This is a genomic window from Kyrpidia tusciae DSM 2912, assembly GCF_000092905.1.
GTDB classification, from domain to species: Bacteria; Bacillota; Bacilli; order Kyrpidiales; family Kyrpidiaceae; genus Kyrpidia; species Kyrpidia tusciae.
Genome location: NC_014098.1, coordinates 3178360 through 3190485, shown reverse-complemented (window position 1 = coordinate 3190485; position 12126 = coordinate 3178360). Strand labels below are relative to the sequence as shown.

At 60.9% G+C, this 12126-nt stretch carries 10 protein-coding genes; 5 read left to right on the top strand and 5 right to left on the bottom strand.

The window, feature by feature from the left end:
• Positions 1 to 23 precede the first annotated feature (23 nt).
• The 5 genes from BTUS_RS15540 to BTUS_RS15520 form a co-directional block, all read right to left on the bottom strand.
• Entirely contained in the window at positions 24 to 1682 is a 1659-nt protein-coding gene (locus BTUS_RS15540) for a GspE/PulE family protein (protein WP_013077016.1), read from the bottom strand.
• Between the two features lie 344 nt (positions 1683 to 2026).
• Positions 2027 to 3421 carry an arsenic transporter gene (locus BTUS_RS15535; RefSeq protein WP_013077015.1) on the bottom strand — a complete coding sequence of 465 codons (1395 nt, stop codon included), beginning with the start codon at positions 3419 to 3421 and terminating at the stop codon, positions 2027 to 2029.
• 226 nt (positions 3422 to 3647) lie between these two features.
• Entirely contained in the window at positions 3648 to 3968 is a 321-nt protein-coding gene (locus BTUS_RS15530; RefSeq protein WP_123809350.1) for a hypothetical protein, read from the bottom strand.
• 297 nt (positions 3969 to 4265) lie between these two features.
• Positions 4266 to 5378, bottom strand: coding sequence for a polysaccharide pyruvyl transferase CsaB (csaB, locus tag BTUS_RS15525; protein ID WP_013077012.1), 1113 nt, complete (start codon positions 5376 to 5378; stop codon positions 4266 to 4268).
• A 66-nt stretch (positions 5379 to 5444) separates the two neighbouring features.
• A complete protein-coding gene (locus BTUS_RS15520) occupies positions 5445 to 6245 on the bottom strand; it encodes a carbon-nitrogen family hydrolase (RefSeq protein ID WP_013077011.1) in 801 nt (266 codons plus the stop codon).
• A gap of 210 nt (positions 6246 to 6455) precedes the next feature.
• Here BTUS_RS15520 and BTUS_RS15515 point away from each other — a divergent pair, with 210 nt between their 5' ends.
• The 5 genes from BTUS_RS15515 to BTUS_RS15495 all read left to right on the top strand — a co-directional run bounded on the left by BTUS_RS15515 (position 6456) and on the right by BTUS_RS15495 (position 12121).
• Positions 6456 to 8102 (top strand): bifunctional folylpolyglutamate synthase/dihydrofolate synthase, encoded by a 1647-nt coding sequence (locus tag BTUS_RS15515; RefSeq protein WP_041304457.1) that lies wholly within the window; start codon positions 6456 to 6458, stop codon positions 8100 to 8102.
• Complete coding sequence (locus BTUS_RS15510; protein ID WP_013077009.1) at positions 8092 to 8541, top strand: MarR family winged helix-turn-helix transcriptional regulator; 450 nt, start codon at positions 8092 to 8094, stop codon at positions 8539 to 8541. Before BTUS_RS15515 ends, BTUS_RS15510 begins: the two co-directional genes overlap by 11 nt.
• Before the next feature lie 81 nt (positions 8542 to 8622).
• Positions 8623 to 9639, top strand: a complete 1017-nt coding sequence (locus tag BTUS_RS17165) for an HlyD family efflux transporter periplasmic adaptor subunit (protein ID WP_013077008.1) — start codon at positions 8623 to 8625, stop codon at positions 9637 to 9639.
• 33 nt (positions 9640 to 9672) lie between these two features.
• Complete coding sequence (locus BTUS_RS15500; RefSeq protein WP_013077007.1) at positions 9673 to 10311, top strand: efflux RND transporter periplasmic adaptor subunit; 639 nt, start codon at positions 9673 to 9675, stop codon at positions 10309 to 10311.
• Between the two features lie 13 nt (positions 10312 to 10324).
• Positions 10325 to 12121 carry a DHA2 family efflux MFS transporter permease subunit gene (locus BTUS_RS15495; protein ID WP_013077006.1) on the top strand — a complete coding sequence of 599 codons (1797 nt, stop codon included), beginning with the start codon at positions 10325 to 10327 and terminating at the stop codon, positions 12119 to 12121.
• Positions 12122 to 12126: the final 5 nt, after the last annotated feature.

Sequence of the window (12126 nt, the reverse complement as noted above, 5' to 3'; positions counted from 1 at the left end):
TGCCCTCAGCCGAATGTACCCCTCTATCCCTCGTCCACGATCACGTTGAGCACTTCCCGCACCGTGGTCATCCCCTGCACCGCTTTCTGCAGACCGTCTTGAACCAGGGGCAGGTAGCCCATCTCCTCGACCACCCGGCGATACTCAGCCGCGGGGCGGCGCTCGGCGATCAAGGCGCGGATCTCCTCGTTCACCGGCAACAGCTCGTGCACCGCCATCCGCCCGCGATAACCGGTCCGGTGGCACGCCGTACATCCGCGCCCCCGCCACAGCGTCTTCGCCGCCCACCCCCAGTCCGCCAGAAGCTCCGCCTCATCCGCCGCCGGCCGATACGCCTCTCGACAATCCGCACACACCCGCCGCACCAGACGCTGGGCCACCACCCCCCGCAGCGTCGACGCGATCAGATAGGGCTCCACCCCCATGTCCATCAGCCGGGTGATGCTTCCCGGGGCGTCGTTGGTATGCAGCGTCGAGAGCACCAGATGGCCGGTCAGCGCCGCCCGCACCGCGATCTCCGCCGTCTCCTCGTCCCGGATCTCCCCGACCATGATAATGTTCGGATCCTCCCGCAGAATCGAGCGCAGCCCCACGGCGAAGGTCAGCCCCACCGCCTGGTTCACCTGCACCTGGTTCACGCCGTCGATCTGATACTCCACCGGATCCTCCACGGTGATGATATTCTGGGACTCCGCATTGAGATGATGAAGGGCGGCGTACAAAGTCGACGTCTTGCCGCTCCCGGTGGGCCCGGTGACCAACACGATCCCGTGGGGGGCGCCGATCATCGAAAGGAACGCCGCATGATTCCGCTCAGAGAATCCCAGATCCTCAATCCGGGTCACCGCGTTGCGCACATCCAGCAGCCGGAGGACAATCTTCTCGCCAAAAATTGTCGGCAACGTCGCCACCCGGACGTCCACGGGCCGCCCCCGCACCTTCAGCTGGATCCGTCCGTCCTGGGGCAGGCGGTGCTCCGCGATGTTGAGGTTCGCCATGATCTTCACCCGGGCGGTGAGGACCGGCTGCAGGTGCTTCGGCAGCCGCATCTGGGTGTGCAGGACCCCGTCGATGCGGAACCGCACCGCCACCGCCTGTTGTTGCGGGTCAAAATGAATGTCGCTCGCCCGCCCGTCCGCCGCCTGTTCGATCAACTGATTGACCAGCCGCACAATCGGGGCGTCCTCGGCCCGGACCTGCTCCTCGTCGACCTGCTCCGGCCGGACCTCCTTCAGGACCTCCGTCACCGACTGTTTCAAGCCGTAATACTGCTCAAGGGCCCGGTCCACGTCATCATGGGTGGCGATCACCGGATCCACGTGTAATCCCGTCGTCATCCGAATGTCGTCAATGGCAAAATAGTCCAACGGATCCACCATGGCCAAGGTCAGGCGGTTCCCGGACCGTTTCAACGGAATGACCTTGTACCGCCGGGCCAAGGCTTCGGGCACCAATTCCACCGCCGCCGGATCCGCCCGAAACCGATCGAGATCCACGTGGGGGATCCCGAGCTGAAACTCCATCACTTCAATCAGCTGATCTTCACTCAGCACCCCGCTCTGGGTGAGGATTTCGCCCAGCCGCCGGCCGGTGATTTTCTGATCCTTGAGGGCTCGTTCGAGTTGCTCGACGGTGATCAGGCCGGCTTCGAGGAGCAGGTCCCCAAGTCGTTTTCGCGTCACGGGAGCTGTCCCCCTCTCCCGGGATACATAATGCAAAAAAGGTTTTTTGAGCAATTTGTTGTTAAAGTTGTATTCGCTCTGCGGGTTCGTAAATCCTCCACATCCGCCTTCATTCCAGCAATTTTTCAAGATCCGGCCATATATCTATTTGCGAAAATCCTTATTCCAACGGGAGAGGAATGAGCGGTTCCGATCCAGGATCTGCACCGGGGTGAACAGGGGGAAGGATATCGTGAGAGGACCGGTACCGGAGGAGGGCGAGGGGCATCGGAGAATCGACAGCCTGGCGGGTGCGGGGAAAGCGATCCATCCTCATCCGGGACCGGTTCTTCTGATCTGGGGGCTCAGTTTGCTCGAAAGAAAAGCCACTCGGTCCATCCATAAAGACTCAACAAACTGATGATTAGTCCGGTGGGTATAGATATTGAGGAAATTTTCAGATATTCACTCCACGACACCCCAACGCCGTTTTTCCTCAAAATGAACATCCAGATTAAGGTTGCCAGCGTTCCCATCGGCGTGATCAGCGCCCCGACGTCGCTCCCGATGATGCTGGCCAGGTACGCGATCTGGAGGGTATGGGTGTCCAAGCCCATTTGTTTCAGAGCCAACGTCCCAACCATGACGGAGGGCAAATTATTGCACATATTTGACAATAAAGTCAAAAAAGCTCCCATGACCAGACTGGCAGATAAGTGATTCGTGGTCACCAGGCCGCGCAAATGCTCCACGATGATCATCGTCAAGCCGGAATTGTGGAGGCCGTACACGATGACGTACATCGTGAAGGCAAACACCAGAATGTGCCACGGGGTTTTCTTAATGATGTCCAAAGCTCCCATCTTGTTGCGATACCATCTGACGGCGATCAGGAGCCATGCTCCGACAACGGCAATCCATTCAATGGGAATCCCCAAACCCGAAAAAAGAAAGAATCCCGCTCTGACGAAGATGACAATCGCGATGCAGATTCGGAACATCCACCAGTCGACCGGTTCACCGGTCCGCAGCCTGAGCTGATGTGGAGGATCCGGATGCCGGACGGGATGATGGTGTTTCGCTTTTCGAGGGGGCGGCGGGGGCAGGGGGGGTTCGGGAGCAATTGAGATTTTGTTTGGAATCTCTTTTCTGAAATACAGGTAAAGCAGCAGCGAGATCACGGCGATGCCGATCATGGAGGGCACGAACATCATGGCGGCATAGGTGTTCAAATCCAAACCCACAATGTTTAACGCGATCAGATTGGCCAGATTGCTGACGCCAATCGGTGCACTGGCGGCGGTGGCAACCAGTGCACCAGACAACAGATAGGGCATCTTCTGCTCTCGTTTGAGGTGCAGAAGGGTCATCATTTGCATGATGATGGGCGTGGTAATCAGAATACTGCCGTCGTTGTTAAAGAACATGGTCATCAGGAAACAGAGAAGATTGACATACCAGTACAGCAGAATTCCCGAACCCCTCGCCCTCTCGACCAGGTTGAGAGCCACCCAGCGAAAAAAACCAATGCTTTGCAGGACAATCGACATCACAATCGTGGAGAGGATGGTGATCGAAGCTCCGTTGACAATTCCCAATATCCGGTAGATGTCTGTGAGCGGAACCACACCCAGTAGAAAGATGCACGCCGCTCCAACCGTTGTCGGGATTGCCTCATTGATCCCATAGGGCCTCCACATGATGAACAGGACTGTCAGAAAGAATATCATGAGGATGAAGACTACCGTCATGTCAAGCATCCGATTTCGCCTCATAACCGTAGGAAACTGAGGCACCTGTGTCCTGAGGCCTGACCGGTTCGGGTTGATGCTCTACGCTGGGCGGTTTCATCAGCCAATAGAGGATGCAGCCGGCCAGCACAATCACTATGGCGAACACCATCGAATCCTCCTCTCCTCCCTGGAATCAAATAGGTTTGTCATGGACCCGGCGTTTTCTAAATCGAGGTGAAGGTCTTAAAGCTGTTCAGAACCCTGTCGTTTTTTTGCGGGATTTCTTTTTTCTGCGGCCGTTTTTGACGGGATGCTTTTCGTGAGATTCTCTTTTGTCCGGAGGAAGTTTTTCTTCCTCAATGCTCTTAATGTGATGGATTTGATAGAATACAAGCGGCGGTTTATCTCCCGACTTGGGGGTTTTTTTGTCGACGGGTTCCACGACTACATAATCCGACCGGGCAGCCACCAGCTTACCTACAATGGACTCCGGTCCTTTATTGATGCGCACCACTTTGCCAACCAGTGAATGGAGAATGGGCAGGAGGATTGGCGCGAAAATTTCGTGTTCCACTTGCATAGGTCCCCTTTCGTGCTTCATTGTCCGTGATAATGAATGAATACGCAGGTTGAACCGAAGTTGTACCATGCATGTGCCTTAATTTTGACGAATTCCACTGGTTTGGATGGGAGAACACAAGAACCCGAGGGATTGAGAACCCTATGTGGGCGTGCCACTCTTGCAGCGATGTTCCCAGCGTGTTTTCAGAAAGCGAAAGAGGAACGACCCCTTTTTCTTAATGGCGGGAGTTTTTCTTCCCCAATGCTCTTAATGTGATGGACTTGATAGAATACAATCGTGTTTCCGGGTTCATTCCCCCAGCCGCCGGTGCAAAATGTCGATGGTCCTCCGGGCGGTTTCCAACGCCAGTTGCTGCATCTGTTTGGTCCCCGGTATCATGGCCGCCCGGGCTTCGTCCAGGTGTTCGCTGCAGGAGAGCAGGGTGTGGATAAACGTCTCTTCGTCCGCCGCATGGGTGGAACCGGCGCAGGGAATGCCCACCCGGCCGGAGAACCGTTCGATCTTCTGATCATACGAAAAGGCCACGGCGGGAACGGCGAGCAGCGCCGCCAGGATCAAGGAGTGAAGGCGCATGCCCACCACCATATGCGAGGCTTTGATGACGTTGAGGATATCGAACACGCTGAGGGGCGTTTCGATGACCGTGGCGGCTGGGCCCAAGTGCCGGGCTATTTCTCTTGAAGGCCGGAGGTCCTTGGGGTGCTGCATCGGGAGAAATACCACGTGCCATCCCCGATCAATGAGGCGCTTCAATCCGCGGGCAAAAAGCATCTTATACGGGACCTTGGCGGCGGGCCATTCCCGGACGGACACGATGGCCACTTGGGTTGCGGGGACTCGGTGGCGTTGGAGGATTGCCCGCCCAAGATCCTCGTCCACCCGGCTGGTGTCGATGGCCATGGCCGGGTCGGCGGTGACCAGAAGCGGCGGCCGGGTGACACCGGTGCGCAAGAAATCGTCCCTGGATCCTTCATCCCGAACGGTGATGAGATCAATGTCGTTCAGCGTGCGCCGGATGAGCCATTTTGAAAGCGGGCGGCGCACCGGACCGAACCCCTGGGCATAAAACACCACCGGTTTATCCAGCCATTTGGCCATCTGGACCACGCCGAGATAATAGAGGATGCTGCGGGGGCTGGTCACGTCCTGGAGCAGGCCGCCCCCGCCCATCACCAACATGTCGGCCTTTTTGAGTTGCCGGATAATCGTCCACGGGTTCCACCGGTCATAGGCGGGAATCTGAAACAGCGCCCGGGTGTGGCGAGGCTGGTTGGAGAGCACCCGGCAGTGCACCGTCGGGTCATAGCGGCGCAGGGACGTGATGATGCCGTGAAGGACGGCGTCATCACCGGCATTATGAAACCCGTAGTACCCGGCAATCAAAATGGTCGCCACAATCATGACCCTTCCTTCGAATTCTCCAATAAACAAGGACAAGTATACCAGCAATGGGTACCTGTGCAAAGGTTAGAGCCGGTAGGCTTTCGGGCGCCGGTCCCTCAGCACCGGCATCCGCCGGCGCACGTCCGCGACGAGCTGGAAATCGAGGTCGGCATAGAGGATCCCCGGTTTTGCCCCCGCCTCGGCCACCACCCGGCCCCAGGGATCCATCGCCAGGGACCCGCCGGCAAACCGGTCGCGGTCATTGCGCCCGACGATATTGACCCCGATCACGTACGCCTGATTCTCGATGGCCCGGGCGACGATGAGGGTGCGCCAGTGGTCGGCCCGCTGCACCGGCCACTCGGCGGGAAGGAACAGGATCTCGGCGCCCTCCAGCACGTGGGCCCGGGCCAACTCCGGAAAGCGCAGGTCGTAGCAAATCATCACCCCCGCCCGGGTCGCAGGCGGCGTTCCCGGTTTCCCCATGGCGAAGGTGGCCCGGCTCTCCCCGGGGGCCAGGTGGCGGTCCTCGTCCATCAGCCCGATCAGGTGGATTTTGCGGTACAAGTTGACGAGGGTTCCGTCCGGCGCAAAGGTAAGCGCCGTATTCGACACCCCGTCGGCAAATTGAATAGGAAACGATCCGCCGATGAGCCAAATTCCGTGTTCCCTCGCCCACTGACCGAGCAAGGTCGCCGTTTCACCGTCGATCTCCTCGGTATGTTCGGAAAGGTGGGCAAAATCATATCCACACGTCCACATTTCTGGCAGGACGACGACATCGGCCCGGTTTCCCGCCGACTCCCGGACCATCGTTTCGGCCCGGGCCCGGTTTCCGGCGCGGTCGCCCTGGGCCACTTCCATCTGACAGAGCGCCACTCGCACGGTTTCGCCTCGCTTCCTCGGTTCTGTTTTCATGATAGCGATTCTTCGCCTTCACTTCCACACGAATGATGAGGGTTCGGGGTGGCTCCTCCCTCCGGGGACGGCACCCCGCTGGGTCAAACGCTATGGGTCGGCCTCCCCCTGGCGCAGAAGGCCGCCGCATCGGTTTCGACAATGGTCGAGGCTGTCCGGGTTGCGGTATGATAGGAAATGAAACGGTGGATCGGTCAAAAGCCGGCGGAATCGGAAGTGACGCGCGTGTTCGATCAGTTTTGGGACGCCATAGATGCGGTGTATCAGTCATACAACCGAGCCTCCTGGGCCCGGGCGGGTTTCCCCGAGGGTGACCCCCGGGCACCGGCGCCCGGGCGCTGGACGGGGCCGGACGCAGAGCGGCGACGGCCGGATTTGACCCGGCGGCTGTTGGATCGGCTGGGCCGGCCGGATTACGGCGCCCCGTCGGTGCTCGTGGCGGGCAGCAAGGGCAAGGGCTCCACGGCGCGAATGATTGCCGGTATTCTTCAGGCCCACGGTCTCCGAGTGGGGCTTTTTACCGGCCCTCACCTCCTCCACCCGATGGAACGGATCACGATCAACGGCATTCCCCTTCCCGAGGAAGATTTTGTCCGGTGGATGAATGAGATCGGCCCCTTGATTCAGGAGATTGACCGGGAGATTCGCTCTGATGAGTACATCGCTCCGGTGGGGATTTACCTGGCCGTGGCCCTGTGCGCGTTTCGGGAGGCGGGCACGGACATCGATGTGCTCGAATGCGGCCGGGGGGCCCGGTTTGACGATGTGGCCCAGGTCCGCGCCCGCTGGGCGGCGGTGACCCCGGTCATGGAGGAACATTTGAAAGAACTCGGGCCGACCCTGGCGGATGTGGCCTGGCATAAGGCGGGGGCGATCCGCCCGGGCGTGAGGGCGTCCTTCGCGGGACGCCAAAACCCTGAAGTGGCGGCGCTGCTTCGCGGTGAAGCGAAAGCCTTGGGGGTGCCCTTGCGAATCCTGGGGCGAGATTTTTGTGTTGACGAGGCGAAGATTACGTCCCAAGGGCTGTGGACGGCGATCACGACGCCGGGGGGCCGTCGGATTGAAACCACTCTTCCGGGGGTGGGGGGATTCCAGGCGGACAACGCGGCCCTGGCCGCCGCGGTGGCGGAGAACATCCTGCAGGACGAAAGCTGGAGAGGCCGCGGGGCGCCGTGGTCTGAAGCCCGGGCTGCGGAGGGGCTGCGCAAGGCCGTGCATCCCGGGCGGTGCCAGATTCTCTCCCGGCGCCCCTTGATCCTGGTGGACGGGGCGGTGACGGGGGCCAGTGCGGCCCAGATCCGGGAGTTGCTTGAACGCTGGAGGGTCCGGGTGGTCACCGTAGGGGCGGTGCCGTGCGACAAGGATTACCCGGGGGTGTATCGGGAGCTGGCGGCGGTGAGCGACGGCCTGGTCCTTACCCGGGCGGGTAACGGGTATTTTACGTATCCCGGGGAAAGGGAGGCGATGGCCAGGAGATGGTACGCCCGGGTGGCGACGGCGCCGAATTTGAAGGAAGCTTTGCGGGTGGCCGGGATGTGGTTGAAGAAGACCAGGGGGACGCCGGCGGGAGCCGGGGTGAGCAGGCGGACCGGGATGGCCGCCGGAGCGAACGTGCATGTGCAAAGGGTGGAGCTGCCGGTGGGGCTGGGGGGCCGGCATGAGAAGGAGCACCCGGGCGAACGGGGGATCCTGTTGGTCGGGGCGCAGCCTTTTGTGGCGGAGGTTTTGTCGTTCTTGACAGAATGCCCACAACATGGTTCTATGATAAATGATTCGCGTGCGAAGGATAGCCCTGGCGGGGGAGGACGTGGGGATGCGAGATGAACAAATCAGTGAACTGATCGAGTTAATGCGGCGCACCATGCGGGAATTCAAACAGCGGGTGCATCAGGAGTTGCGGGAGTACGACCTCACCGTTCCGCAGATGTGGGTCTTGCGAACGCTTCATCACGAAGGCACCCATTCCTTGGCCGAGCTGAGTCGGCGGGTGGGCATGTCCACCAGCACGGCGAGCGGGATCGTGGATCGCCTGGTGCGCATGGGCCTGGTGGACCGGGTCCGGGACGAGCAGGATCGGCGGGTGGTGTGGGTGAGTCTCAGTGCACAGGGCCAGGCTTTGGTCGCCAAGGTTCCGGCTTTGCATATGGACTATTTTCGAACGTTGTTGGAAAAAATGCCGTCGGAGGAGGCGGAGGGGTTAATCCGCCATCTGAAGACGTTGTTGACCATCATCGAAGAGTCCCAAATGGACGGATCCCGTTAGATTTCTCGCATGCAAAGGATTCGATCGGTGGGGCAGACTAACGGGCGGAGATTCGGAAGTGAGGGAGGGGTCCGACCGCCGATGAGACGCCTTGTGCTGCTCAACCTGATTCTCTGGCTGGCTGTGGCCGCTGCGGCGGGGGCAGCCGGCTTCTTTTTCTGGGATAAAGCACAATATATCCGTACGAACCGGGCTCAGGTGGGGGCGGACCTGGTGGTGATCAGCGCTCCGGAGGTGGGCAGGCTGACCCAGTGGTCGGTGAAAACGGGTGATCGGGTTTCCGCCGGGACGGTGCTGGGCACCCTTCAGCCCTTGGCCGTCTCCCCGATGCCCGGGACCGGTTCCGGGCTGAGCCCGGGATCGGCCGGGGGTGCGGGCCGGACGGGTCAGGGAAGCGGGGGCGGGGAGGGAAAAACGGCGCCGCCGGCCCTCACCGCCGTCGGCGGAGGGCCCGCCGCGACCGTTTTTGCTGTTTCACCAACGCATCCCGTTGTGTCATCCGGATCGGGCGATGTGCGGGATGGGGCGGTCTTGCAAAACCGGTTCGGCCTTCGCCCCCGAGTCGCCGCTGTCCGCGCCCGATCCACGGCTCGCCCCGGGTCTTCGGTCCGTCCCGGGGTTCGCACCGGCGTGCTCCCCGCGCCGCCCCGCCCGGTTTCGCCGGACACCGCGCCGCGGTCTGCACCGGTGCCCACTCCTCCTCCGCCGGTGAACCTCACGAGCCCCATCGATGGCGTACTGCTCTATACGGCCGCGGCCCCCGGGACGATTTGGGCCCCCGGGCGGACCTTGGCCGTCCTGGCCGACCTCTCAAAACCCTTTGTGAACGCCTACATCGACGACAACGCCCTCAAGAATCTGTCCGTGGGGAAAGACGTGGACGTGTTCCTGGACGCGTATCCCGGCACATCCTTTCCGGGGAAAGTGGTCCGCATCGCCGACGCCGCCGGATCCTTCGCGGCCCCGGAGCTGCCGTCCGCGGCGGGCACGAACCAAACCCGGCCCACCGTGCGGGTGCCGGTGCGAATCGCCGTGGATGATTTTTCCGGCAAATACGTGGTACCGGGGATGAATGCGTCCGTTCGGATTCATCGGTAGTCCGATCAACCATACAAAGGGGGACCAGCACCGGTGAAAGCTTCCCGCATGATCCTTTTCAATCTCATCGCCTTGGTGATTCTCGCCGCATTGGTGCTCGGTGGTTACTACTATCTGTATCAACGCTGGAACTATATCGCCACCGACGACGCCCGGGTGTGGGCGGATTTGGTGCCGGTCAGTCCCGCAGTTCCGGGACGGTTGAGCGGTTGGAAGGGGACGGTGGGCCAGACCTTTAATCAAGGCGATACCATCGGTCAAATCGACGGTGCGGGGGACGCCGGCCGCATCACCGCCCCCATCAGCGGATCGATCATCCAGAGCAACGTCGCAGATGGCCAAATCGTCTCCCCCGGCCAGCCCCTGGCGACGATGGCAGACATGAAAAAGCTCTACATTCTCGCCAATATCGAAGAAACCCGCATCGCCGATGTCAATATCGGGGCGGACGTGGACGTCACAGTTGATGCGGACCCCGGAACCACCATCAAGGGCCGGGTGGATCAAGTCGGGCTCGCCGCCAACTCCGTCTTTTCATTGTTCCCTCAGCAAAATACCACGGGGAATTATACCCGGGTGGTGCAGCGGATCCCGGTGAAGATCTCCATGTCGGCCTATGACCAGGATATTGTTCCGGGGATGAACGCCACCGTCCGGATTCACAAGAGTTGAGGGGGTGAGGAGAATGGACAATCCGTCCGAAAACGGCGGGACACGCGATTCCCGGCCTCCCACCGACGCACCGAGTACTGAGGCGGGGTCGAGTGCGGTATCGGGCCTCGGGGGCGCGGCGTTGGGGGCCCGGCTGCCCGAGGGGATGCGCTTCGGTCCCCTGATGGCGGTGCTCATGCTCGGGGTGTTTCTGGCCATTCTCAACCAAACGCTGTTGAACGTGGCGATCCCCCACATGATGAACGAATTCAACGTGTCGGCGGACACGATCCAGTGGGTGATGACCGCCTACATGTTGGTGAACGGCGTACTGATCCCCATCTCCGCCTTTTTAATGGAAACTTTCGGGAGTAAAACGCTGTTTGTGGTGGCGATGGCCTTTTTTACGGTGGGCTCCCTCATCTGCGGCGTCGCCACAGATTTCCCCCTGATGCTCACCGGGCGGATCGTCCAGGCCGTGGGCGGCGGCATTCTCATGCCCTTGGTGATGAATATTTTTCTCGCTATCTTCCCCCCTGAAGCCCGGGGGCGGGCGATGGGATTTCTTGGGCTGGGGATGATTTTCGCGCCGGCGGTCGGTCCCACCCTGTCCGGGTGGGTGGTGCAGTACTACACGTGGAGGCTTTTGTTTTACGGGATGGTTCCCCTGGGCATTCTGGTGATCCTGATGGGCGTGGTGTACCTTCGGGACATCCCTCACAAACACAGGCCCCCTTTAGATCTGTACGGCGTGGTGATGTCCATCCTGGGTTTTGGCGCCCTCCTGTACGGGTTCAGTGAGGCCGGGTCCGGGGGGTGGGGACAGACCCAGGTGATCGCCGGACTCAGCGTCGGAGCGATCGGGGTGTTCCTTTTCGTGTTGAGGGAGCTATCCGCCGCGGAACCGATGCTCGACTTCCGCATTTTTCGCTACGACATGTTCGCCCTGAGCAGCCTGATCAACGCGATCATCACCATGGCGCTTTTCGCCGGCATGTTCCTTTTGCCGATCTACTTGCAGAATCTCCGGGGCTTTACCCCCCTTCAGGCCGGATTGCTGTTGCTTCCCGGGGCTCTGATCATGGGGGTCATGTCCCCGGTCTCCGGGGCTCTCTTCGACCGGATGGGTCCCAGACCCCTGGCGGGGGTGGGGCTGATCATAACGGCCGTGACGACTTTCGAATTCACCAAACTGACGATGCAAACCAGTTATAACCATATTCTGGCGCTCTACGTCATCCGGTCCTTTGGGATGTCCCTTCTCATGATGCCGATCATGACCGCCGGGCTGAACCAGCTGCCGATGGTGAAAAATAGCCATGGCACGGCCTTATCAAATACGGTTCGGCAGGTGGCCGGGGCCATTGGGACGGCGTTTCTGACCACCGTGTTCACCACCCGCAACGACTTCCATCTTCGGATGTACCTCGACCCGATAAACCGATATGATCCCTTTGTCCAGCAGTCCGTGCAACAGATGGTCGGTGCGGCATCCTCGGCGGGTTTGCCGCCGGCCCAGGCCCAGGGGCTGGGGGCCCTGGGTTTGTACGGCAGTGTAGCCCAGCAGGCGGCGGTCCAAGGGATTGATGATGCCTTTTGGTGGGCGACGGGGTTGACGGTGTTGGGGCTCCTGTTTAGCTTTTTCTTGCGGGATGTGCGCCGGGACCGCAAGGGTGCCGCCCGGGGACCGGTTCTCACCGACGGCGCCCTTGCGCAGGAGTCGCCGTCGGGGACGGATCCGTCCGGAACGGACCCTTCCGGGCCAGCCCCGGGCCGGCCCTCGCACCGGGGTCCGGAGGGGCCGCTGCAGCCCGAGGGCGGGCAGGCCTGAACCGG